The sequence below is a fragment of the Streptomyces sp. ADI95-16 genome (assembly GCF_003721495.1).
Lineage (GTDB): Bacteria > Actinomycetota > Actinomycetes > Streptomycetales > Streptomycetaceae > Streptomyces > Streptomyces goshikiensis.
This window is the reverse complement of sequence record NZ_CP033581.1, coordinates 3,603,545-3,627,058: the sequence shown is the minus strand read 5'-3', so window position 1 is coordinate 3,627,058 and position 23,514 is coordinate 3,603,545. Positions and strand designations below refer to the sequence as shown.

Genomic DNA, 23,514 nt, shown 5'->3' with positions numbered 1-23,514 from the left:
TGCCCGTTCGGCTTGAGGGCCTGTCCTTCGGATCAGGCCGGGCTGATCCGAAAGACAGGCCCCGGCCGCGCCCGGCCACGGCTACCGCACGCGGGCGCGCAGCTCCATCGCGCCGCGCGCGGCGGCCTCGCTGCCGTACACCTCGCACATGTGCCGGCCGTCGGGGGTCGCGGTGTGCTCGACCTCCCACAGGCTGAGCTCGCTGCCGTCCAGCAGCAGGAAGGCGTGCTCGTACAGGCTGAATCCGGTGTCGCGCCCGCCCGCCAGACCGGGCCGGCCGCCGAACGCCTGGGTGATCTGGTGCGCGTACGCCGTCCGCAGCCGCCGCGCCAGCTCCTCGCCCGGCCGGTCCGCGTTCTCCGCGCGCCGCAGCACCCGCCGGGCGTGGTCGGCGGAATCGTCCACCACGTAGTCCCGTTGCCGCTCGGCCGGTCCCGGGGCCGTGAACAGGGCGCTCAGCGCGGCCGCGTCCTGCGCCGCGGAAGCTTCCTCGGCCGCCATCGACGCCAAGTCGTCCGGCACCTCGGACGCCGACGCGGACACCGGCTCGCCGAACAGCCGCGCCACCGCCAGGTGGGCCTCCGCCTTCCCGGTGAAGACCTCGTGCCGCACGGCCCGGTCGCCTTCCAGCCGGTACACCAGCTCCCACAGGGACACGGCCCCGCCGTCCGCCAGCAGGTACGTGTGCCGGTGGGTCTCCCGCCACAGCCCCGCCGCCGGGCTGTGGTGCGTCGTGTACAGCGAGGAACTGTGGGCGAGCGCCGTCCCGAGGCGCTCGACCAACCGGTCCGGCAGGTCATAGGAGTTGAGGGCGCGGCCCAGGAGTCGATCGAGGTGCGCCCCGGTTGTCTCGTACGGATCGCTCAAGGTGGGTCTCCAGGCCGTCGCAGCTCGTGACTTAGCGGAAGCACAACGTAGCCCCTGGTGCGGACATCACGTCCGGGGTTCGGTAAAACGTCCGGGACTCATCAGGGGTTCCCGCCACACCTTCAGGTCAACTTGCGTACGAACAGGCAGGGTTGGTGCCGTTCTGCCCGCAAGCGCGGGAGTATGGGCCGCATGGCAACGAATACGGTGGGCGTTCCCCGCCAACAGAGACGGCCCGCCGGGCGAACCGGGGGCGAACCCGAGGCGGCCCCGCGGGTGCTGGCCTGGCTGCTGCTGCTCACCGGGGCGGCGGGGGCGCTGGCCTCCTGGGTGATCACCCTCGACAAGTTCCTCCTGCTGGAGGACCCGAACTTCAAGCCGGCGTGCAGCCTCAACCCCGTGGTCTCCTGCGGCAGCGTCATGAAGAGCGACCAGGCGGCGGCCTTCGGGTTCCCCAACCCGATGCTCGGGCTGGTCGCGTTCGGCGCGGTGGTGTGCGTCGGCGCCGGTCTGCTGGCCGGTGCCCGCTACCGCGGCTGGTTCTGGCTCGGTCTGAACGCGGGCACGGCCTTCGGCGTCGGCTTCTGCACCTGGCTGATGGTCCAGTCGCTCTACGAGATCAACGCGCTCTGCCTGTGGTGCTGTCTGACCTGGGCGGCGACGCTGCTGATGTTCTGGGCGGTGACCGCGCACAACGTCCGTACGGGCCACCTTCCCGCGCCCGGACCGGTACGGGGCTTCTTCACCGAGTTCGGCTGGGCGCCGCCCGCCCTGCACCTCGGGGTGATCGGGATGCTGATCCTCACCCGGTGGTGGGAGTTCTGGACCTCCTGACCCGGGCGCAGGCGAGGGCCCCGGCAGCTGGAGGCTGCCGGGGCCCTCGTCACATCGCTCCACGGGCGACAGGGGGCCCGTGCCGCAGGGGGGAGCGGGGGTCAGCTGCCCACGGAGGCGTTGCCCGACAGGACCGGGATGTTGTCCAGGATGTGCGAGAGCGGCTCGTCGCCCTTGGCCTGGGTGGAGTTCTCGGCACACTGCTGGTTCTGCGGGTTCGACAGGACGTTGATGTCCTGGACGCCGATGTTGAGGGCCGCCAGGACCGACTGGACGTTGAGCTTCGCCGGCAGGCCGATGCAGGGCTTGTTCAGGGTGCCCTGGACCAGGCCGAGCTGCGGGCTCATGTCGCCGTTGGTCCGCTGGTTGCCGTAGATCTGCTGGGCACCATTGCCGTTGACGGTGTTGACCCCGTGGTCGTTGCCGATGGCCATGGCCGGGGCCGCGACAGCAGCGCCCGCGCCGACCGCAACGGCGGTAACCGCGGCGGCGGTCATGATCTTCTTGAACATCATTGGTCCTTTTGTCGCACGAGTGCCCGCTAGTGGAGCGCCCTGATCAACTGGCCCTTCACGGGGTTGGTTCCGCTGCTTCACTCAAACGGCCCGTTCGTGGCGCGCTTTTCCCCGGGGCGGGTGAGGCCGTCCCGGACGCCTGCGCGAAGCCCGCACGCAGCCCTCAGTGGGCGGGCGGCCCCGCGCGCTCCGGTTGCGCTCCGTGGAACGTGTTCGCACGGTGAGCAAGGAAGCGGAATTTACTCATCCGCTTCTCGCGCGTTCCCGCGACCACCAGAAGGAAGTTCCATGCAGCGCACGAAGTCGTTCCGCACCCGCGTCCTCGTTCCGTCGGCCCTCGCCGTCGCCATACTGTCCGGTGCGGCCGCTCCCGCGAGCGCGGTGGACGGTGAGGGCGCCGCCGCGGCCCTCGACCACGTGGCCTCGGCCCAGCAGCAGGTCAACGAGCGGGCGGCGGCCGCCGGTCCGATCGACGACCTCCTCGCGGGGGTCTCCAGGACCCTGGCGGACCTCCTCAAGTCCCTGCAGAGCCTGCTGCCCGGCATGACGCTCCCGGAGATCAAGCTCCCGACCCTGCCGAACCTGCCGACGATCCCGGACGTCCCGCCCGTCGACCTCCCCACGGGCACGGGCCTGCCGGACCTTCCGGATCTCCCCGATGTCCCGGACGTCCCGGACGTCCCGGACGTCCCGGACGTCCCGGACGTCCCGATCCCGGACATCCCCCTCCCGGACGTCTCCGTCCCCGACGTCCAGACGCCCAAGCTCCCCGTCGATCTCCCCGTCGACCTTCCGGTCGATCTCCCGGTGGCCGATCCGGCGCTCCCGCCGGTCGGTGCGGCGCCCGGCACCCCCTCAATTCCGGATATCCCTGACGTACCGGCCGTTCCCGACCGGCCGTAACGGGGTACATGGTTACGACTATTGAGCTGATCAGGTCTGATCGCGCCTGAGGCCGTGTCGGTCTGGCAAGGTGGACCGTTTCTGTCGGTGTGAGCCCCGGATCGGGGCAGAACATCGAACAGAAGGTGCACTTCCCATGAACTCTGCCAAGAAGGCCGCTCTGGTCCTGGCCACCGCTGGTCTCGCCGCGGGCGCTGCCGCCGGCTCTGCCATCGCCGACGCCGGCGCCGAGGGCGCGGCCGTGGGTTCCCCCGGTGTCCTGTCGGGCAACCTGGTCCAGGTCCCGGTTCACGTCCCGGTCAACGTCTGTGGCAACACCGTGAACGTCATCGCGCTGCTGAACCCCACGTTCGGCAACGTCTGCGTCAACAACTGACGTCGGTCGTACGCGACTGTGGGCGCCCCGGCCTCGCCGGTGGCGCCCACAGTCATGTGTACGGGAGGGTGCGGCGGATCGTTCAGTGCGCGCCGCCGTTGAGCTTCACTCCGCCGAGCAGCGGGGACGCCTGGGTGGCGCCGTTGGCGAGGCCGAGCACCTCGCCCGGCACGTTGTTGCGGACCTTGTTGACCTGCTGCACGGTGCCCACGACCTTGCCGACGCTGTCGCCCTGTTCGGCGACGGCGTTGCCCACGGTCTGCGGGAGCGCCTCGGAGACCGGGTTGACGGCGTTCAGCACCTCCGTCGCCCCGCTCGTCATGCTCATGGGGGGCATCTGGGCCGGGGTGGCGGCCGCGAAGGCGGGGGCGGCGGCGCCGAGGGCGGCGACGGAGCCGGCGACGACAGCGGCGACCTTCGTGAGCTTCATTATCGAAATCCTCTTCTTTCGTGGACAGAGGCGTCAGCGGCGACCGTCGCGCCGCTTTCGACCTGGGTAACGATTCCCCGCCGCTGCGGAAACGCGCGAGCGAACACGACGAAGGCCGGAGAATCCGACAAAGGATTCTCCGGCCGATATTTTTTCTGATTACCGGTACTGCCGTCAGGCGCTACGGGACCGTCGGTACAAAATGGCGCCGCCCAGGATCAGGGCCGAGGCGAGGGCCGCCGCCGCCCCGGGCCGGCCCGCGCCGGTCGCGGCGAGCTCCTGCGCGACCGCGGGGGCCGGAGCGGGGGCGGGGACGGGCGCGAGGACGGGCGCGGGGAAGGCCGGAGCCTGCGGCGGGGCGACCGGCGCGGGGGCCGGGGCCGTCGGGGGCAGGTGGACCGGGGTGTCACCGGCGGGGGCGGCCGGCGGCTGGTCCGCGGGCGGCCGGACGGCCTCCGGCGCCGGGGCGGGCGCGGGGTGCCCGACGGGCTGGCTGCCGTGCGGCGGACGCGGGGCGGGCAGCTCCTGCTCCACGGGCGGCGCCGGCGCGGGAAGCGTCACGGGCGGCGCCTCCCCGACGGGGGCCGGGGCGGGCAGCGGGGCGGGTGCCTCCTCGGCCGGGGTGGGGAAGGGCTCCGGCGCCGGCAGCGGCATCGGGGCCTGCGCGACCGGCGCGGGCGCGGGCGTCTCGGGAGCCGGGGCGGGCGTCGGGTGCGGCCGCGGGGCGGGGCGCTCCGGGGCGGGCCGGGGCGCGGCCCGCGGCGGCGCGGGGGGCGCCGGGTGCGGGTGCTCGGCCTCGTGGCGCGGGTGGTCGTCGCACTCCTGCGCCGAGTCGCCGTAGCCGCTCCCGGCGTGCCGCTCTTCGTGGCGCGGGGCCGCGTGCCGGGGCGCTTCGTGGCGCGGGGCCGCGTGCCGGGGCGCCGGGTGGTGCTGTTCCCCGTACCCGCGCTCCTCGCCGTGGCCGCCGCCCTCCTCCGCGCGGCGGTCCGGCAGCGCGTGCCGTCCCCGGCGCTCCTCGTCGAGGTAGCGCTCGAAGGCCTCGGCCCGCTCGGCCCGCTCGGGGCTGAGGTAGTGCTCGTAGGCGTCACGGCTGACGTGCGAGCCGGTGGTGGTGGCGCAGGTGTTCCCCATCGCGGGGTTCAGGGCGGCGCCGCCGTCCACGCTGTTGCCGCAGACGTTCGGTGCGAAGGTGATGGGTACCGAGACGCTGTTGCCGGACAGCACGCCCGGCGAATGCGCGGCCTCGGCCATCGCCCCGGGGTGCGCGTACGCCGCGCCGGTCGCGATCGACAGCAGGCTGGAGGCGGCCGCAGCCGTGAGCATCCCCTTGCCCAGTACCTGTCGGCTCAGTACCTGTCGCATGGGTCCTTCCCTGTCTACCGGCACTCCCGCCGGTGGTGAATCGAAGGTGGCCCCGGAGTGCACCGCCGTGCACTCCGAGGCCACCCCGAGGAGGTTCGCCCTTGCGGGCTCAGGCGCTGCGTCAGGCGTTGACGCAGGCGTTGCCGAACGCCGGGTTCAGAGCCGCGATGACGTTCACGGTGTTGCCGCAGACGTTGACCGGGACGTGAACCGGGACCTGGACCAGGTTGCCGGACAGGACACCGGGGGAGCCCACGGCCGCGCCCTCGGCGCCGGCGTCGGCCAGGGCGGGGGAGGCGGCACCGGCGGCCATCAGAACGCCGGCGGCCAGCACCACTGCCTTCTTGTACGTCATTTGTTTTCGATCCTTCCCGCAGAGGCGTATCCACTGCAGAATTGACAACGAGTGGTTCGGGAAAAAGAAACCGCATATTTCCGGCGGCTGCTCCGTAATTCACCCCGATGCCCCGGGCGTCCGGAATTCGGGGGCGAATGTACGTCGCTCATTCAAGGGGTCGCGTGCGGGGGCCGGGTCGGGGGCCCGGCCCCCGCACGCGGCGAGGCCGCCGCGACCGAAAGGTGCGGCGGCCTCGGGCGGGCGCCTGCGATCAGCTGCCGGAGGAGACGTTGCCGGACAGGATCGGGATGTTGTCCAGGATGTGCGACAGGGCCTCGTCGCCCTTGGCCTGGGTGGAGTTCTCGGTGCACTGCTGGTTCTGCGGGCTGGACAGGACGGGGATGTCCTGGACGCCGACGTTGACCAGGGCCAGCAGCGACTGGACGTTGGCCTTGGCGGGCAGGGCGATGCAGGGCTTGTTGAAGGAGCCCTGGATGAGCGCCATCTGCGGGCTCATGTTGCCGTAGGTGGCCTGGTTGCCGTAGATCTGCGAAGCGCCGTTGCCGTTCACGGTGTTGATGCCGTTGTCGTTGCCGATGGCCATCGCCTGCGGAGCCATGGCGGCACCCATGCCCACGACCGAGGCGGCAACCGCGGCCGAGGCCATCATCTTCTTGATCATTGTCGTCCCTTTTTTGCAGGATTGCCCGGTGGTGGTGGAGCATCCGGATCAACGCCGCGGCCCCGGTCCGGGTTGCGTGTTTTCACTCGGATGCCGACGTTTCGGGCGGCTCGGTTGACGAACGGGCTGACGGTCGCGCCCTGAGGTGGTGGGTGCCGGAGCCCGGGTCCACCAGGCCATCGCCGATTTCCTTTCGGTCCGGACAATGGCCCCCCGCATAACGACCCGCCCGCTGTGAGGGTGCGTGTCATCGCCCAAAAGGCCGTACGGGCGAGTCCGACGTGATTTCCGGCCCTGGTTCTGCCAAAGTTCACTCCTGTTTTGTTCCCTTGATCGGAAATGGAGACAGGGCCATGGCTTCCTCCGGCAGAATCCTCGCCGCGCTCGGTCTGCTGTCCTGCCTCGCCCTTTCCGTGAACATCCCGGCCGCGGCGGCCGCGGCGGCGCCCGTGCCGGCGCCCGGGGAGGCCGTCCGCATTCCCTTCACCCAGCGTTACCAGGCCGTGCAGCACGGCGGGCTGGTGCGGGCCTCCAACTCGTCCATCAGCTGCCGCCGGGAGGTGGCCCCGCAGGCCGAGCCGTGCGCCGACGTAAAGAAGGGGGCGGCGGGGGTCAACAGCGACTTCGAGATGTTCTACAGCGAGGTCGACGACAACCCCGACACCTACAACTCCACGCGGGCCGAGCTCAAGGTCCCGCAGGGCGCGAAGGTCTCGTACGCCCGGCTGTACTGGGGCGGGAACCTGCGGGTGGGCGAGCAGAAGCCGCCGCAGGACAACGGCCGGGTGCTGGTCGCCGAGCCGGGCGGCGCGTACAAGGAAGTGCTGGCCGACACGGTCGTCGGGCACCAGAGCGACACGGGCAGCGATGCCTACCAGGCCTCGGCCGACGTGACGCCGCTGGTCCGCACGGGCGGCGCCGGGATGTGGACGGTGGCCCAGCTGAACATCGCCATGGGCCACTCCGAGGTGGGTGCCTGGGGCGGCTGGACGCTGGTCGTCGCGTACGAGCACCCGCGGGAGCCGCTGCGCCGGGTCTCGCTGTGGGACGGCTTCGAGGGGCTGGCCGCCGGGGCCGGTCGGGAGGCCGAGACGGTCGAGATCGCCGGCCTCCGGGCGCGCCCCGGAGCGAGGGGCAAGGCCGGGGTGGTCGGGTACGACGGGGACCGGGGCACCCTCGGGGACTCACTCTCGGTGACCGCCGACGGTGGCCGCCGGGTGAGCCTGGGCGACGGAGAGAATCCCTTCAATGACGTCATGAATTCCACGATCAAAGAATTCGGACATAACGCCTTCGTGCGACAGCCTGATCATATGAATAATCTCGGATATGACGCGGACGTATTCGATCTGAGTCCTGTTCTGTCCGATGGTGCCCGCAGCCTGAGTTTCAGGTTCACGGGCGAAAACCAGGGTCATTTTCTCGGTGTGCTCTTCGTTCAGACAGACGCGCGCCGCTGAACGTAGGAGACCACTCCACGTGCCGACTAACCGTTCGAACGCTCCACTCACCGTCCTCCACCTCGTCCAGCCGGTGGAGGGTGGCGTCGCCCGTGTCGTCGTCGACCTCGTCCGCGCCCAGGCCACCGCCGGACTGCGGGCCGTCGTCGGCTGCCCGCCCGGCGGACGGCTCGCCGACGCCGCCCGGGAGGCCGGGGCCGAGGTGCTCACCTGGCGGGCCGGACGCGCCCCCGGGCCCGGGCTGGCCACCGAGGTGCCCGGCGCCCGCCGGCTGGTCCGGCGCGTGCGGCCCGACGTCCTGCACGCCCACAGCGCCAAGGCGGGCCTCGCCGGCCGGCTCGCCGTCCGCGGCCGCGTACCCACCGTCTTCCAGCCGCACGCCTGGTCCTTCGACGCCGTCGGCGGCGCCACCGCGGCCCTCGCGCTGCGCTGGGAGCGGTACGCGGTCCGCTGGGCCGACCGGGTGCTCTGCGTCAGCGAGGCCGAACGCCGCGCCGGCGCGAGCGAGGGGATCCACGCCCGCTGGGCGGTGATCCGCAACGGCGTGGACCTCGGCCACTTCCGCCCCGGCGCCCCCGACCGCGACCACGACCGGGCGCTGGCCCGCGCCGAACTCCCGCTGCCCGCCGCCTTCCGGGGCGACGGGCCGCTCGCCGTCTGCGTCGGCCGGCTCTGCCACCAGAAGGGCCAGGACGTCCTGCTCCAGGCCTGGCCGGAGCTGCTGGCCGCGGTCCCGGGCGCCCGCCTCGCCCTCGTCGGGGACGGCCCCGACACCGAGCGGCTGCGCCGCACCGCACCGCCCGGCGTGCTCTTCGCGGGAGCCGCCGCCGACATCCGACCGTGGCTTCGGGCCGCCGATCTCGTTGTACTGCCGTCGCGGTGGGAGGGCATGGCGCTCGCCCCGCTCGAAGCCATGGCCTGCGGTCGCCCGGTCCTGGTCTCCGACGTCAGCGGCGCCCGGGAGAGCCTGCCGCCCGGCCAGGCACGGCTGTGTCTGGTGCCGCCACAGGACCCGACGGCGCTGGCCAAGGGCCTGACCCGGCTGCTCACCGAGCCCGGCCTGCTCGCCGAACTCGGCGAGCAGGCCAGGCAGCACGCCCGGACCGACTTCGACGTGCGGCGGACCACGGACGCGGTCACCGGCCTGTACCACGAACTGCTGGGCAGGCCCCGGCCCTTGAACCAGGAGCGCATCAGCCGATGACCATGGACAGCGCACCCGCCCGGCACACGGGGCAGGGCGGTACGGGGCCGGCCGGCGGCGCCGCCGGCAACAGCACCGCCGTCCGCCGCTCCGTGACCGCCATCCACCCCCCGCGCCGGCCCCGGGCCGACCAGGCCCGGCCCGCCCTGCGGCCGCAGCGGGTCCGCCGCCGCGGCGGCCCCGCCCCGCTGCTGGCCGCCGACGCGCTGGCCGTCGTCCTCACCGCGGCGGCCCTGCCCGGGCTCGGCCTGTCGATCGAGGCGGCCGCGCCGGTCGCCGTACTGCTCACCGCCCTGCACGCGCGGGCCGGGCTGTACCGGCCGCGGCTCGCGCCCTCCGCGCTCCTGGAACTGCCCGCGCTGGCCGGCCGGTCCGCCGTGCTGTGGTGCGGGGCCGCCGCCGTCGTGGCCGCCGTCCGGCCCGGCCGGCCGCTCGGCTGGAGCGTCCTGCTCACCGCGGTCTGCCTCCAGCTCGTCCTGGCCTGCGCGGGACGCGGGTTCGTCAACGCCGCCCGCCGCCGCGCCGCCCTGCGGGGGCCCTCCTCCGTGCTCGTCGTCGGCCCCGGGGAGGGCGCGAGCGCCGTCGCCGCCGCCCTGCACGGGCGCCCCGAGTACGGGCTGCGGCCCGTCGGGATCGCCGACACCGGCCCCGCGGCCGACGACGGGAGCAGCCAGCTGCCGGTCCTCGTCGCCCACGAGGACATCCGCCGCGCGATCATCCAGAACGCGGTCCGGGAGGCGGTGTTCACCCGCCCGCCCGAGGCCGACGAGCGCACCGCCTCGCTGGTCCGGCTCTTCCACGACCACGGCTGCCGGCTCTGGCTCGCCGACCCGGCCGGCACCGCCAAGGTGACCGGCATGCGCGTGGCCCAGCCCGCCGACCAGCTGTGGGGGTACGCCGTACAGCCGCTGCTGCCGCGCTCCTCCCGGCCCGTCGAACGCTGGGCCAAGCGGGCCATCGACGGGGCGCTCGCTGCCCTCGCGCTGATCGCCGCCGCGCCCGTGATGGGCCTGTGCGCGCTGGCCGTACGGCTCTCCGACGGCCCCGGGGTGATCTTCCGGCAGGAGCGGGTCGGCCTGTACGGGCGGCCCTTCACCCTGCTGAAGTTCCGCACCCTGCGCGCCGACGCGCACGAGTCCGCCACCCGCTGGACGGTCGCCGGGGACAACCGGATGAGCCCGGTCGGCTCCTTCCTGCGCAAGTCCTCGCTGGACGAGCTGCCGCAGCTGTGGAACGTCGTGTGCGGGGACATGAGCCTGGTCGGGCCGCGCCCCGAACGGCCCTTCTTCGTCGCCAAGTTCGCCGCCGTCCACCCCGGCTACGAGGCCCGGCACCGGATGCCCGTCGGCATCACCGGGCTCGCCCAGATCAACGGGCTGCGCGGGGACACCTCGATCGAGGACCGGGCCCGCTTCGACAACCACTACATCGACACCTGGTCGCTCTGGCAGGACCTGTGGATCCTGGCCCGCACCGCGGCCTCGTTCTTCCGCTTCCGGCTCGGGGGGAGCTGACCATGAGCCTCGCACTGTCCGGGAACCCGGGGCGGCCCGCGCTCGCCGGGGCGCTGCGCCGGCACTGGCCGCTGCTGCCGCTGGCCGCCGCCGTGCTGCTCCTCCTCGCCCCGCTGCCCGCCGGTGACGCCACCGCCTCGGGGAAGGTCGGCCCGGCCGACGCCGCCTCGCTGCTGCTGGTGTGCGTCTGCGCCGTCCAGGCGCTGCGAGGCCGGGTGCGGGCGCTGAGTCCGCTGGGCGCGCTGGTGCTGGGGCTGCCCGCCGTGGGGCTGGCGGTGGCGACGGTGACCGCGGGGGATCCGTACGCGGCGCTGCCCGGGTTCGTGCGCTACCTCCAGGTGTTCGTGCTGGTCCCGGCGGCGGTGCTACTGCTGGTCCGGGACGCGCGGGAGTTCCGGATCACCGCCGGGTGCCTCGTGGTCCTGGCGCTGTTCCAGGGCGCGGTGGGGGTGCTGCAGTACGCGACGCACACCGGCGCCTCGTACCAGGGCGAGGACATCCGGGCCGTGGGGACCTTCGGGCCCGGTGACGTGATGGGCATGGCCACGGTCGTGGCGTACGGGCTGGTCATCGCGACCGCGGCGGCGCTGGCGCCGGGCCTGCCGGCCCGGGTCCGGCGGATCGCCGGGGGCTGTGCGCTGGTGCTGGTGGTGCCGCTGGTGCTGTCGTTTAGCCGCGGCGCGTGGATCGCCACGCTCGGTGCGGCGGTGCTGGTGATGGTGCTGGCCGGGATCCGGCGGGCCCTGAAGGTGCTGGTGGCGCTGACCGCGGCGGGCGTGGTGCTGGTGGGCGGGTTCGGGATCGGCTCCGAGATGGTGACGGAGCGGCTGACCTCGATCACGCAGGTATCCAGCGCCCCCGACCAGTCGGTGACCGACCGCTACACGATGTGGGCCGCCGCCGAGTCGATGTGGCGCGAGCGGCCGGCCGCCGGCGTGGGCCTCAAGGGCTTCCCCGCGCACCGCGACGGGCACTCCTCGCTGGCGCTGTCCTCCGGCAGCGACACCGCCGGCGCGGGCCAGGCGTACCTGCGCCAGCCGCTGCTCTCCCCGCACAACATGTACCTGCTGGTCCTCAGCGAGCAGGGGCTGATCGGGCTGGTCGCGCTCGCGGGCGGCTGGGCGGCGCTGCTGGTGGCGGGGGTGCGGCGGTACGCGTCCGGCGGCTCCGCGCGCCGGATCCGGGACTGCGGGCTGATCGCGATCGGCCTGCTCGCGTGGCAGCTGACCGACTTCCTCTACGCGGACATCGGCGGCCCCTCCACCGTCCTCACCGGAGTGATCATCGGACTCGCCGCGTGGTGGGCGCTGCCCTCGCCGGACGACACGGGCCCCGCCGGCCCGGTCGCGGGCCCGGCCGCCCGGCGCGCCGCCGCGGGTGCGGACGGCCTGTGACGGATACGACGCCTTGGCGGCGGCCCGTGGGCGCGGCGACCGAAGTCGCCGCGGCCGCGGGCCGTTCGACGCGCCCGCCGGAGCCCGGCCCCGCCCGGCCCCCGGTCCTTCCGGGCACCGCCACCGCCCCGGTCCCGCCGGGCACCGCGACCGCCACCGCCACGGCGCGGCCGGCCGCGCCGCCGGTCCGGCGCGGCGGCGGCGCCGGCCCCGGGAGCGGGGGCGGGGCCGGAGGAGGAGGCGGAACGCCGGGCGGGAACGCGCCCGCGCCGCTCGGGCGGTTCCTCGCCAAGGCCGCCGCCGTCACCGCCGGACTCACCGCCGCCGGGGCGCTGTTCGGACTGGTCCGGGACCAGACCATCGCCCACCTCTTCGGCGCCGGGCACGACAGCGACTCGTTCCTGATCGCCTGGACCGTGCCCGAGATGGCCTCGACGCTGCTGATCGAGGACGCCATGGCGCTGCTGATGGTGCCCGCCTTCAGCCACGCCCTGGCCCGGCGGGCCGCCGGCCGCGCCGGGCTCACCCGCAAAGAGGCCCGCACGCAGGACCCCGTACGCCTGCTCGTCGGTGCGACGCTGCCCCGGCTCGTCGTGCTCCTGGCGGCGGTGGCCTGCGTACTCGTCGTGGCCGCGCCGCTCGTCGTCGGGGTGCTCGCGCCCGGGCTGCCGGATCCGCGGCTGGCGGTCGAGTGCACCCGGATGACCGCGCTGACCGTGCTGTCCTTCGGCATCGCCGGATACTTCAGCGCCGCGCTGCGGGCCCACCGGTCCTTCCTGCCGCCCGCCGCGATCTACGTCTCCTACAACGTCGGCATCATCGCCGTCATGGTCGCCCTGCACGCCGTGTGGGGGGTCCGGGCCGCCGCCGCCGGGGTCGCCGTCGGCGGGCTGCTGATGGTCCTCGTCCAACTGCCCGCGTTCATCCGCAACGTGGGCTTCGGACTGCGGCGGTCCAGGAACCGGGACACCGACCCCGTGGACGCGCCGCGCGGCCGGCGCGACCGCGACCGGCCCACCCTGATCGCCTTCGGGCTGATCGCGCCCGTCATCTTCTTCGCCGTCTTCCGCCAGTCACAGGTCCTCGTCGAACGGTTCCTCGCCGCCTCGCTGCCGTCCGGGGCGATCTCGCACCTCAACTACGCGCAGAAGGTCGCGCAGATGCCGATGGTGCTGTCCCTGATGATCTGCACCGTCACCTTCCCGGTGGTGGCGCAGGCCATGGCCGGCGGGGAACGCGAGAAGGCCCGGCGGCGCGTCGAGCAGGACCTCGCCCTCGCCTCCCTCGCCGTGCTCATGGGCACCGCGCTCGTCGTCGGCTACGCCCCCCAGATCATCCAGGTGCTCTTCGAGCGGGGCGCGTTCACCCACCAGGACACCCTCGCCACCGCCTCCGTCATGCGGGTCTACAGCCTCGGCCTCCTCGGCCACTGCCTCGTGGGGGCGCTGTCCCGGCCCTTCTTCTCGACCGCCCGGCCCACCTGGTTCCCGGCGCTCGCGATGGGCGCCGGACTCCTCGTCAACGTCCTCGCCGGAGCCTTCGCCGTCCGCTGGTGGGGCATCTACGGCATCGCCGCCGCCAACGCCGCCGGCATCTCAGCCACCGCCGTCCTGCTGCTCACCGGACTCGGCTCCCGGATCGTCTCCATCGAGGTCCGCCGGGTCGCCCTCAGCATCGGCCGGCTCGCGGCCTCCGCCCTCGCCGCCTGCGTCACCGGCTGGATCGCCGGGCCGATGATCCCCGATCCGCTGCTCAGCGCCGGGCTCGGCTGCCTGCTGGTCCCGGCCATGTTCGGCGCCACCGGGACGGCCATACGGGCCATCGAGGTCATCGCCCTGCCCCGCCAGATCGCCCAGCTCACCTCCCAGCTCACCCAGAGGTTCCGCAATGTCCGCTGACACCGGCACGGCGCCCGCCGCCGTGGGGGTACCCACCCGCAGGGCCGCGTCCCCGTGGGTCCTGATGTACCACTCGGTCGCCGAGTTCACCGATCCCGCCGAGGACCCGTACGGCATCACCGTCACCCCGGGCGTGCTGGAGGCCCAGCTGCTGTGGCTGCGCTCCCGGGGCCTGCGCGGGGTCTCCGTCGCCGAGCTGCTGCGGGCCCGCGCGGCCGGGCGCGGGGCCGGGCTCGTCGGGCTCACCTTCGACGACGGCTACACCGACTACCTGACCCGGGCGCTGCCGCTGCTGCGCCGCCACGGCTGCACCTCCACCCTGTTCGTCCTGCCCGGGCGGCTCGGCGTGGACAACGTGTGGGACCCGCTGGGGCCGCGCAAGTCCCTGCTCACCGCCGAGGGCATCCGCGAAGTCGCCGCCGCCGGGCAGGAGATCGGCTCGCACGGGCTGCTCCACCAGGACCTCACCGCCACCCCCGACGACGTCCTCCAGCAGGAGCTGCGCGGCAGCCGGGAGCTGCTGCGCGAGCTGACCGGGACCCTCCCGCAGGGGTTCTGCTACCCGTACGGCCACCTCGACGCCCGGGTCGTCGCCGCGACGCGCGCCGCCGGGTACGGGTACGCCTGCGCGATCGACCCCGGGCGGCTCGCGGGCCCGCACGCCCTGCCGCGGACGCACGTCAGCCAGGCCGACGGGGGTGCGCGGCTGCGGATCAAGCAGGTGCGGCACCAGGTGCGGGAGCTGCGGCGCGGGGTGGGCGCCGCGTGAGCTCCCTGGAGACGGTGCGGGCGCTGCACGTCATCACCGGGCTGGGCGTCGGCGGCGCCGAGCAGCAACTGCGGCTGCTGCTGCGGCACCTGCCGATGCGGTGCGACGTCCTGACGCTGACGAACCCCGGGCCGGTGGCCGAGGGGCTGCGGGCCGACGGGGTGCGCGTGGTGCACCTGGGGATGCGCGGGAACCGCGACCTGGGGGCGCTGCCGAGGCTGGTGAAGTTCATCCGGCGCGGCCGGTACGACCTCGTCCACACGCACCTGTACCGGGCCTGCCTGTACGGGCGCCTCGCGGCGCGGCTCGCGGGCGTGCGGGCGACGGTGGCCACCGAACACTCCCTCGGCGAGGCCGAGATCGAAGGGCGGCGCCTGTCCGCCGGGGTCCGGGCCCTGTACCTGGCGAGCGAGCGGCTGGGCGCGGCGACGGTCGCGGTGTCGGACACGGTGGCGTCCCGCCTGGAGGGCTGGGGCGTTCCGGCGGCGCGGGTGCACGTCGTGCCGAACGGGATCGAGGCCGTCCGGTTCCGCTTCGACGAGGGGGTGCGGCGGGCCACCCGGGCCCGCACCGGGCTGCCGGAACGGGCCTTCGTGGTCGGCGGGGTGGGCCGGCTGGTACCGGGCAAGCGGTTCGACGTCCTCGTACGGGCGGTCGCGGCGCTGCCGGGCGCGCACCTGCTGATCGCGGGGGACGGGCCCGAGCGGGCCGCGCTGCGGCGCCTGGCCGCCGAGCTCGGGGCGCAGGGCCGGATCCACCTGCTGGGGGAGCGGGATCCGCTGGGCGACAGCGCGGACGGCCGCACGCCCGGGATCCCGGCGCTGCTCGCCGCGATGGACGTGTTCGTCTCCCCGTCGCGGGAGGAGGCGTTCGGCCTGGCCGTGGTGGAAGCCCTGGCCGCCGGACTGCCAGTCCTGCACGTCACCTGCCCCGCGATCGACGACCTGCCCGCGGACCAGGCGCCGGGCGCCCGCCGGATCGGCACGGGCACCGAGGAACTGACCGCCGCCCTGCGCGGCCACATGGAAGCGGGCGCCCGCCGGCTCCCCCCGCCCCCGGTCGTCCGCCACTACGACATCGCCCGCAGCGCGGAACGCCTCCTGTCCGTCTACGCCCTGGCCTTGGCCCCACCCGGCGCACCCGCACCGGCCCCTGCCGCGCCTGACGCGCCCGCGCCTGCCGAGGCCGCAGTTGGCGGTGCCGCGCCTGGCGTGCCCGCGCCCGCCGAGGCCGCACCTGCTGGCCCTGCACCTGGCGGTGCCACACCTGCCGGGGCCGCGCCTGACGTGCCTGCGCCTGCCGGTGCCCCAACTGACGCGCCCGCGCCTGCCCAGGCCGCACCTAGCGGCGCCGCGCCTGCCAAGGCCGCAGTTGGCGGCGCCGCGCCTGGCGTGCCCGCGCCCGCCGAGGCCGCAGCTGCCGCACCTGCTGGATCTGCACCTGGTGCCACACCTGCCGGGGCCGCGCCTGGCGTGCCTGCGCCTGCTGGTGCCCTAACTGACGCGCCCGCGCCTGCCCAGGCCACACCTAGCGGCGCCGCACCTGGCGTGCCCGCGCCCGCCGAGGCCGCACCTGGTGTGCCCGCGCCCGCCGAGGCCGCACCTGGTGTGCCCGCGCCCGCCGAGGCCGCACCTGGTGTGCCCGCGCCCGCCGAGGCCGCACCTGGTGTGCCCGCGCCCGCCGAGGCCGCACCTGGCGTGCCCGCGCCTGACGCGCCCGCGCTCGGCGTGCCCGCGGCCGGCGCGCCCGCGGCCGGCGGGGGCGCTGTTGCCGTGCCCGGTCCGGCGGGTCGCTCCGGGTCCGGTTCCGCCGCGGCCGACGGGCCGGACGCCGGCGCCGTGTCCTCGGGGCGCCCGGGGGCCGGGGCCGCGCCGGACGCCGCCGCGGTTTCGCCGGGGCGGCCCGGCGGCGAACACCTGCCGGCCGCGCCTCGGGCGACCGGCTGATCCGTCCCTCAGGGCACCGCACCCGCAGGGCCCGAAGGGGCCCGAAGGACCTCCCCCTCCACCCTCCTCAGGAAGCGAGCACGCTCATGGCCGACACCGCCGACCAGAAGAAGACCGACCACCGCCGCCGGGCCAGGTTCCTGCGGTCCCTGGCCTGGTGGCCGCTGCCCACCTTCGCCCTGCTCGGGCTCGGCGCGGGCGGGGCGTACGGGGTGCAGAAGGCGCCCGAGTACGCCGCCACCAGCTACGTCGTCGCCGTCCCGGACGACACCACCGAGCCCGCCACCGCCCTCGGCTTCGCCCAGGCCTACGCCCGCATCGCGACCAGCAGCTCCACCCTCGCGTACGCCCAGCCCCGCGCGGGCGTCAGCGCCCGCAGGCTCCGGACCCACGTCCGCGCCGAGACCTCCCCCGAGTCCCCGATGATCGCCATCACGGGGACCTCCAGGCGCCCGGGCCAGGCCGCCGACATCGCCAACGCGGTCGCCGACGCGCTCTCGCTCAGCAGCAACCAGGCCGCCAGGAGCACCGGGGTACAGCTGCTGCTCTTCAGCCAGGCCGTCGCCCCCACCGAGCCGGCCTCGCCGTCCGCCCGCGTCAGCGGCGCCGTGGGGCTGTGCGCCGGCGGGCTGCTCGGCGGGCTGTGGCTGCTGGCACGGCCCCGCCGCCGCCCGGAGGCCGCCGCACCGGCCGCCGCCCCCGCAGAGGAGTACGCCTCGCTGCCCGCGCAGGGTGAGCACTCCGAGACCAAGGAGAAGGAGTCCGTGCGATGACGACGGGCTCCGCCGGGGCCCTGTCGGTGACGCTGTGCCGCGACCCCCGGCAGTTCGCCGCGCTGGAAGAGCCGTGGAACCGGCTCGTCCGCGGCTGCCCCACCGCAACCCCCTTCCAGAGCCACGCCTGGCTGCACTCCTGGTGGCTGTCCTACGGCCGTGACGGCCGGCTCCGGATCGTGCTCGTGCGGCGCGGCGGGGAACTGGTCGGCGCCGCCGCGCTGATGCTCGTACACCGGCCGCTGCCGCGGCTGGTGCCGCTCGGCGGCCCCATCACCGACTACTTCGACGTCCTGGTGGCCGCCGAGTACGCGGACCAGGTCGTCCCGGCGCTCGCCCGGGGCCTCCACCGGGCCGCCCGGAGCGCCGTCGTCGACCTGCGCGAGGTACGGCCCGGCGCGGCCGCCGAGGCCCTGTTCGAGGCCTGGCCCGGGGTGCGGACCAAGCTGGCCGACTCCACCTGCATGGAGCTGCCCACGCTGCCGTTCGACGAGCTGGTCAAACGGATGCCCGGCTCCGGCGCCCAGCGGGTCCGGGCCAAGCTGCGCAAGAACGACGCCGCCGGGATCGAGGAGCGCGAGGCCACCGAGCAGGAGGTGCCGCGCGCGGTACGGACCCTGCTGCGGCTCCACGAGCAGCAGTGGCGCGGCCGCGGGGTGACCCCCGAGCACCTCAGGCCGCGCTTCGCCGAGCACCTGACCCGGGCCACCCGGCGGATGGTGCGGGCGGGCGAGGCCCGGCTGACCGAGTTCCTGCTCGACGGGAAGGTGGTGGCGGCCAACGTCACCCTGCTGTCGGCCGCGCTGAGCGGCGGCTACCTGTACGGGGCCGATCCGGACCTGCGGAACCGGAAGGTGGACGTGGCCACGCTGCTGCTGCGCTACGAGGCCGGCAAGGCCCTCGCGGAGCACCGCCCGGTGGTGAGCTTCCTGCGCGGCGACGAGCCGTACAAGAACCACTGGCGGCCCGAGACGGTCGTCAACCAGCGGTTCCTGCTGGCCACGAGCGCGCTCGCGCCCCTGCTGCGGCTGCACGAGTCGCAGGTGACGGGGCGCGAGCGGGCGGTGGACGCGCTGCGCGAAACGCTGCCGGCGGCCCGGGACTGGCGGGCCAGGCTGAACGAACTGCGCGTGCGATGACCCGGCTCGTATTAGAAGGGCCAGAAGCCGGAGTCCTTGCCCCAGTCGAACTTCACGCAGAGCGACTGCCTGCCGATCAGCTTCGAGAGCCACTCGCCGAAGTTGAGCGGCATGCACCACTGCTTGCTGTTGACCGGCAGGGGCGGGGGTGTGGCCGGCGCGGGATCCGGCTTCGGTACGACCGGACTCGGCTTCGGACTCGGGCTGGCACTCGGGCTGGCACTCGGAGCCGGGCTCTCGGGCGAGGGCACGGGGACGGCGGGCGAGGGCACGGGCGAGGGCACGGGGACGGGGGCGGGGGTCTCGACGGGGGCGGGGCTGACCGGCGCCGGGACCTCGGGGCTGGGGATGGCCGGGCTGGGCTCGACGGGGGCGGGGCTGACCGGCGCCGGGACCTCGGGGCTCGGGACGGCCGGGCTGGGGACGGCCGGACTCGGGCTGACCGGACTCGGGCTGACCGGTGCCGGGACCGTCGGGCTCGGGACCACCGGCGACGGGGCCGGGACCTCGGGCTTCGGGATCTGCGGCGTGGGGATCTGCGGCGTCGGCACCACGGGCGTCGGGACGACCGGCGTGGGTACGACCGGCGTCGGGACGACCGGTGTCGGGATCACCGGCGTGGGGATCACCGGCGTCGGGGTCACCGGGCCGTGCCGGCCCGGGGTCAGGGCGTCGCGGAACGCCTTCGAGGACTGCGGGTTCGTCTTGCACTGCCACACGCCGTGCGGGCAGTAGTCGGTGATGGTGTGGTAGATCGGCCTGTGCTGCTCGATCCACTTCAGCATGCGCCGCACGTACTCCGGGTTGTCCCCTCGCCTGAACAGCCCCCACTCCGGGTACGAGATGCCTTTGCCGTGCGCCTTCGCGAAATCGACGTGCTGCTGGAGCCCGTACGGTTGGGACACCTGATCGTCGAAGCTCCGGCCCGGATCCTGGTCGTACGAGTCCATGCCGACGATGTCCACGACGTCGTCACCCGGGTAGCACTCGGTCCAGCCGATCGCGTCCTTCCCCCGGTTGGGGGCGAAGTCGAACCTGAACTCCTGCCCCGGCACGGAGCGCATCGCCTTCACGACGCGCTTCCAGTACACCTTCCAGTTCTCCGGGTCCGGCGCGCAGCGGTGGGTGTAGGTGGTGCCGTTCATCTCCCAGCCCAGCACGATCACCGTGTCCGGGACGCCGAGGTCGACGAGCCGCTCGGCGAGCTTCCTGAAGTGGTGGTCGTACGCGCCCTCCGCGCCCGCCCTGATCAGCCAGGCCACCTGGCGGTTGGGCACCCTGCCCTCGTTGCGTTCCTGCATGGGCACGTTCAGGACGAACATCCGGTCGTCCTTGGCCTGGCGCCATTCGGCCCAGTCCTCCAGGAAGCCGACGTTGCCCTCGATGCCGGACCAGCGGTCTCCGGGCAGATAGGTGTGCCCGACGCGGATCTCCTTGCCGCCCAGCCAGCGCGACAGGGACGGGATCCGGGCGATCCCGGACGGCCCGTAGTCGAGGTAGGCGCCCATGGCGATGTCGGAGCCCTGGCTCCCCTTGTGCGCTTCCGGCGCCGCGAGGGTGGCGCCGGTGGCGAGCAGTCCGGCCGTGACCGTACCGATGCAGGTGCTCGCGAGTCGGCGACCTGGTCTGGGCATGGCGTCTCCCGAGATTTCCCGAATCGGTGTGCTTCTCGAAGACGTTAGGCATCACATCTGACGAACGGCCTGTTCGGTGACCGCCACATAGGCCATTCGCAGTTGCGCACCCTTCCCGCTTGGTCCGACTAGGTGAAAGACACCGCTCCCATGCACGCCTTCGGCAACCTCGTGCCCGCTGTTCTGCTCAGACTCGACCGCAATCCGTTCCACCACGGAACCCTAGGCGCCGTCAGATCCCTTGGCCGCAAGGGCGTGGAGGTCCATGCCGTCGTCGAGGCCGGGGGAGGACCCATGGGGCGGTCCCGGTATCTGCGCGCCGTGCACCAGGGTCCTGACGGGGGGTCGGACGGGCTGGATCCCGATGCGCCGGAGGCGTTGCTCGAATGCCTGGCCGGCGTCTCGGAGCGGATCGGCCGGCCGGCGGTCCTCGTCGCGATGGACGACCTGAGCGCGATCGCCGTCGCCAGGATCGCGCCGAGGCTGGGCGAGCGGTTCCGGATCCCCCATCAGCCGGACGGCCTGCCCGCGCGGGTGGCCGACAAGGCGGAGCTGTCGCGGCTGTGCGCGCGGTGGGACATCCCGCACCCGGAGACGGTGATCCCGGCGAGCGGCGCGGAGGCGGCGGAGGCCGCGTGGGGGCTGGGGCTGCCGACGGTCGCCAAGTGGAGCCGGCCCTGGCTGCTGCCGGCGGGATCGGGCCTGCGCAGCACCACCCTCGTCCACAGCGCGGCCGAGGCGCGGCGGTTGTACGAGCGCTCGGACGAGGCGGGGTGCAGGCTGCTGCTCCAGCGTTTCCTGCCCGCGGGGCCGGACACGGACTGGTTCTTCCACGGTGCGTTCACGCGCGGCGGGCACCCGCTGCTGGCCGGGTCGGGGCGCAAGGAGCTGTCCTGGCCGGTACGGACGGGCCTGACGGCGGTGGGCCGCTGGCTGCCGGACCCGGCGGTGGAGGAGGCGGGGCTGCGGATCGCCGAACGGCTCGGCTACCAGGGGATCCTGGACCTGGACTTCCGCCGGGACGAGCGGGGGTGCTTCCGGCTGGTGGACTTCAATCCGCGCCCGGGGGCGCAGTTCCGGCTGTTCACGGACGCGGCGGGGCTGGATGTCGTCCAGGCGATGTACCTGGATCTGACGGGGCAGCGGGTCCCGGAGCCGGTGCCCCGGCCGGGGCGGGTGTTCGTCGCGGAGAACTACGCGCTGCTGGCGGCGGTGCGGGGGCGTCAACTGCCGTTCCGGCGGGAGCCGTCGGCGCGCCTCGCCCCGTCGCGCCGCGCCCCGGCGGCCCGCGCCGACGCGGGGCCGGGGCCGGGGGCCGCGCCGGGAGTTCCGGCGGGCCGGCGTCCGGGCCCGGACGAGACGCCGGCGGCCGCGGCCGCGGCTCCGGCTCCGGTTCCGGTCGGGGCCGTGGGGCCGGCCGGGCCGGTCCGGGTGGTGCCGCAGAGGGAGCGGGGGCGGGTCGAGGCCGCGTGGTTCGCCACCGACGACCCGAAGCCGTTCCTGGCGATGCTGGCCGCGTTCCTGGGGCGTGGTGCGGACAAGGGCGCGCGGGTGCTGCGCCGGGTTCCGGCGCACGGCCGGCGTACGGCGCGCGCCGTGGTGCGCGCCCCGCGCCAGCGCGCCAGCGGCCTCACCCCGCCGGCCCCGGCGGCGCCCCCGGCCGCGGCGGCCGAACCGGACGAGCTGCTCACCCGGTGACCGGCCGCGACCTGACGGAGCCGGTCCCCGCCGCGCCGGCCCGCGCGCGGGGGTGGTCGAGGCGTCTGACCGGGGGCGACGGGCGACGGGCTCCGGGCGGGGAAGCGGGAAGCGGGAAGGGATCCCGGCGGAGTGAGAGGGGCCCCTGTGGTCCCGTACCGCCGGGGTCGGGCACGGCACAGGATCCATACGACTGGAGGGACAGCGGTGACGCGGATGGACGATCTCGTGGTGGTCGGCGCGGGCCCGTACGGGCTGTCGATCGCCGCCCACGCGGCGGCCGCAGGGCTTCACGTACGGCTGCTCGGGAGGCCCATGGCCGCCTGGCGGGACCACATGCCCGAGGGGATGTACCTCAAGTCCGAGCCCTGGTCGTCCAACCTGTCCGCGCCCGACGGGCGCCACACCCTCGCGTCCTACTGCGCCACCCTCGGAATCGCCGCGGAACACGGCACTCCGCTGCCGATCGGCACGTTCAGCGCGTACGGGCTCTGGTTCGCCCGGCAGGCCGCGCCCGAGGTCGAGGAGGTCACCGTCACCGAGGTCACCCCGCAGGGGGACGGATTCCGGATCCGTACCGCCGAGGGGCCGCCGCTGCTCGCCCGTACGGTGGCCCTCGCCGTCGGGGTGATGCCGTTCGTCCACCACCCCGAGGCGCTCCGCGCGCTCCCGCCCGGCCACTACTCGCACAGCAGCGGCCACCGGGACCTGTCCCGGTTCGCCGGCCGGGACGTCGCCGTGCTCGGGGCCGGGCAGGCCGCGCTGGAGACCGCCGCCCTGCTCGCGGAGAACGGGGCGCGGCCCGCCCTGGTCGCCCGCCGGGCCCGGCTGAACTGGAACACCGTCCCGCAGCCCCTGGAGCGGCCGGTGCTGCGCGCCCTGCGCGAGCCGCACAGCGGGCTCGGCACCGGCTGGCGCAGCTGGGTCTGGTCGGAGCTGCCCTGGGCGGTACGGAGGCTGCCCGCGGCCACCCGCGAGCGGATCGCGGCCTCCGCCCTGGGCCCCGCCGGGGCGTGGTGGCTGCGGGACCGGTTCGAGCGGCGGGTGCCGGTGCTGCTGGGGCACCGGCTGCACCGGGCGGTGGCGCTGGGCGAGCGGACGCGGCTGGAGCTGGAGTCGCCGGCCGGGGAGTCCGTCGTACTGGACACGGACCATGTGATCGCCGCGACGGGTTTCAGCCCGGACCTCGGGCGCCTGGCCTTCCTCGACGCGGGGCTGCGGTCCGCGCTGCGGACGGTGGGGGGCGCCGGGACGCCCGAGCTGGACGCGGGATTCGAGTCCTCGTGGCCCGGGCTGTTCTTCGCGGGGCTGCTGACGGCTCCCTCATTCGGCCCTTCCATGCGATTCGTACACGGCGCGGGCTTCACGGCGGGGAGACTGGTGAAGGGAGTCCTGGGCCGCCTCGGCGCCCGGGGCCCGCTGCCGGGCTCCAGCGGTGGTGCCCGGTCCGACCGGGCGCCCGCCGGGCACCCGAGGCAGCCGATGACGTAGCCGCGCCAGCGGTAGGGGTTCCGGCGGTGAGAGGGGTCCGTGATGGGTGCGGAGAGAGCACAGGGCCACGGCTGGGTACGCATTCCCGCCAGCCGTACGGAACAGCCCGCCCGGGCCAGGTCCGCGGCGCACCCGCCGCCCGTCGCCGGGGCCTTCCACCCCGGCGACCAGCCCACGATCTATCTCTCCCTCGTCAAGCGCTGGCGGGAGGCCGGTCGCACCCTTCCGGGGCATCCTGACGAGGAGTGGGAGCGGCTGATCTCCCAGCCGTGCTGGCCCGGCCGTTAG

General features: G+C 74.6%; 21 protein-coding genes and 1 pseudogene. 15 read left to right on the top strand and 7 right to left on the bottom strand.

The window, feature by feature from the left end; genetic code table 11:
* Positions 1 to 81: 81 nt before the first annotated feature.
* Complete coding sequence (locus tag EES41_RS15875; protein WP_123079003.1) at positions 82 to 867, bottom strand: DUF6227 family protein; 786 nt, start codon at positions 865 to 867, stop codon at positions 82 to 84.
* Positions 868 to 1,059: 192 nt separating this feature from the next.
* Here EES41_RS15875 and EES41_RS15870 point away from each other — a divergent pair, with 192 nt between their 5' ends.
* A complete protein-coding gene (locus tag EES41_RS15870; protein ID WP_123079001.1) occupies positions 1,060 to 1,701 on the top strand; it encodes a vitamin K epoxide reductase family protein in 642 nt (213 codons plus the stop codon).
* Between the two features lie 101 nt (positions 1,702 to 1,802).
* On the opposite strand, the gene EES41_RS15865 is transcribed toward EES41_RS15870, so the two are convergent.
* On the bottom strand, positions 1,803 to 2,213 hold the full coding sequence (locus EES41_RS15865; protein ID WP_123082492.1) for a rodlin: 411 nt from the start codon (positions 2,211 to 2,213) through the stop codon (positions 1,803 to 1,805).
* A gap of 291 nt (positions 2,214 to 2,504) precedes the next feature.
* Here EES41_RS15865 and EES41_RS15860 point away from each other — a divergent pair, with 291 nt between their 5' ends.
* Positions 2,505 to 3,119 (top strand): hypothetical protein, encoded by a 615-nt coding sequence (locus EES41_RS15860; RefSeq protein ID WP_123078999.1) that lies wholly within the window; start codon positions 2,505 to 2,507, stop codon positions 3,117 to 3,119.
* Between the two features lie 136 nt (positions 3,120 to 3,255).
* Positions 3,256 to 3,495, top strand: a complete 240-nt coding sequence (locus tag EES41_RS15855; protein ID WP_008743016.1) for a chaplin — start codon at positions 3,256 to 3,258, stop codon at positions 3,493 to 3,495.
* 82 nt (positions 3,496 to 3,577) lie between these two features.
* Here the strand turns inward: EES41_RS15855 and EES41_RS15850 are convergent, their stop codons facing one another.
* The 4 genes from EES41_RS15850 to EES41_RS15835 form a co-directional block, all read right to left on the bottom strand.
* Positions 3,578 to 3,925 carry a hypothetical protein gene (locus EES41_RS15850; protein WP_123078997.1) on the bottom strand — a complete coding sequence of 116 codons (348 nt, stop codon included), beginning with the start codon at positions 3,923 to 3,925 and terminating at the stop codon, positions 3,578 to 3,580.
* A 174-nt stretch (positions 3,926 to 4,099) separates the two neighbouring features.
* A complete protein-coding gene (locus tag EES41_RS15845; protein WP_123078995.1) occupies positions 4,100 to 5,287 on the bottom strand; it encodes a chaplin in 1,188 nt (395 codons plus the stop codon).
* Positions 5,288 to 5,408: 121 nt separating this feature from the next.
* Positions 5,409 to 5,600, bottom strand: a complete 192-nt coding sequence (locus tag EES41_RS15840; RefSeq protein ID WP_302186188.1) for a chaplin — start codon at positions 5,598 to 5,600, stop codon at positions 5,409 to 5,411.
* A gap of 295 nt (positions 5,601 to 5,895) precedes the next feature.
* Complete coding sequence (locus EES41_RS15835) at positions 5,896 to 6,306, bottom strand: rodlin (protein WP_123078991.1); 411 nt, start codon at positions 6,304 to 6,306, stop codon at positions 5,896 to 5,898.
* 353 nt (positions 6,307 to 6,659) lie between these two features.
* Here EES41_RS15835 and EES41_RS15830 point away from each other — a divergent pair, with 353 nt between their 5' ends.
* From EES41_RS15830 to EES41_RS15790, 9 genes and pseudogenes are all read left to right on the top strand, one after another.
* Positions 6,660 to 7,766 carry a DUF3344 domain-containing protein gene (locus tag EES41_RS15830; RefSeq protein ID WP_250570161.1) on the top strand — a complete coding sequence of 369 codons (1,107 nt, stop codon included), beginning with the start codon at positions 6,660 to 6,662 and terminating at the stop codon, positions 7,764 to 7,766.
* Between the two features lie 19 nt (positions 7,767 to 7,785).
* On the top strand, positions 7,786 to 8,970 hold the full coding sequence (locus EES41_RS15825; RefSeq protein ID WP_123078987.1) for a glycosyltransferase: 1,185 nt from the start codon (positions 7,786 to 7,788) through the stop codon (positions 8,968 to 8,970).
* A gap of 2 nt (positions 8,971 to 8,972) precedes the next feature.
* A complete protein-coding gene (locus tag EES41_RS15820) occupies positions 8,973 to 10,484 on the top strand; it encodes a sugar transferase (protein WP_174261816.1) in 1,512 nt (503 codons plus the stop codon).
* A 2-nt stretch (positions 10,485 to 10,486) separates the two neighbouring features.
* On the top strand, positions 10,487 to 11,878 hold the full coding sequence (locus EES41_RS15815; RefSeq protein ID WP_123078985.1) for an O-antigen ligase: 1,392 nt from the start codon (positions 10,487 to 10,489) through the stop codon (positions 11,876 to 11,878).
* Positions 11,875 to 13,776, top strand: coding sequence for a murein biosynthesis integral membrane protein MurJ (gene murJ / locus EES41_RS15810; protein WP_123082491.1), 1,902 nt, complete (start codon positions 11,875 to 11,877; stop codon positions 13,774 to 13,776). The genes EES41_RS15815 and murJ overlap by 4 nt, the downstream gene beginning before the upstream one ends.
* Positions 13,766 to 14,545 carry a polysaccharide deacetylase family protein gene (locus tag EES41_RS15805; RefSeq protein ID WP_123078983.1) on the top strand — a complete coding sequence of 260 codons (780 nt, stop codon included), beginning with the start codon at positions 13,766 to 13,768 and terminating at the stop codon, positions 14,543 to 14,545. Before murJ ends, EES41_RS15805 begins: the two co-directional genes overlap by 11 nt.
* Positions 14,546 to 14,559: 14 nt before the next feature.
* A pseudogene (locus tag EES41_RS15800) lies at positions 14,560 to 15,678 on the top strand (glycosyltransferase); the annotation flags it as partial.
* A gap of 899 nt (positions 15,679 to 16,577) precedes the next feature.
* Complete coding sequence (locus EES41_RS15795) at positions 16,578 to 17,264, top strand: lipopolysaccharide biosynthesis protein (RefSeq protein ID WP_123078981.1); 687 nt, start codon at positions 16,578 to 16,580, stop codon at positions 17,262 to 17,264.
* The gene (locus EES41_RS15790; RefSeq protein WP_123078979.1) at positions 17,261 to 18,403 is read left to right on the top strand and encodes a GNAT family N-acetyltransferase; all 1,143 of its coding nucleotides are present in this window, start codon (positions 17,261 to 17,263) and stop codon (positions 18,401 to 18,403) included. Before EES41_RS15795 ends, EES41_RS15790 begins: the two co-directional genes overlap by 4 nt.
* A gap of 11 nt (positions 18,404 to 18,414) precedes the next feature.
* Here EES41_RS15790 and EES41_RS44185 read toward each other — a convergent pair whose 3' ends face one another.
* Complete coding sequence (locus tag EES41_RS44185) at positions 18,415 to 20,037, bottom strand: glycoside hydrolase family 26 protein (protein ID WP_123078977.1); 1,623 nt, start codon at positions 20,035 to 20,037, stop codon at positions 18,415 to 18,417.
* 294 nt (positions 20,038 to 20,331) lie between these two features.
* Between EES41_RS44185 and EES41_RS15780 the strand changes: the two genes are divergently transcribed.
* The 3 genes from EES41_RS15780 (at position 20,332) to EES41_RS15770 (ending at position 23,514) form a co-directional block, all read left to right on the top strand.
* On the top strand, positions 20,332 to 21,735 hold the full coding sequence (locus EES41_RS15780; protein WP_367995777.1) for an ATP-grasp domain-containing protein: 1,404 nt from the start codon (positions 20,332 to 20,334) through the stop codon (positions 21,733 to 21,735).
* 216 nt (positions 21,736 to 21,951) lie between these two features.
* Positions 21,952 to 23,226 (top strand): NAD(P)-binding domain-containing protein, encoded by a 1,275-nt coding sequence (locus EES41_RS15775; protein ID WP_123078973.1) that lies wholly within the window; start codon positions 21,952 to 21,954, stop codon positions 23,224 to 23,226.
* 42 nt (positions 23,227 to 23,268) lie between these two features.
* Positions 23,269 to 23,514 (top strand): hypothetical protein, encoded by a 246-nt coding sequence (locus EES41_RS15770; protein WP_123082489.1) that lies wholly within the window; start codon positions 23,269 to 23,271, stop codon positions 23,512 to 23,514.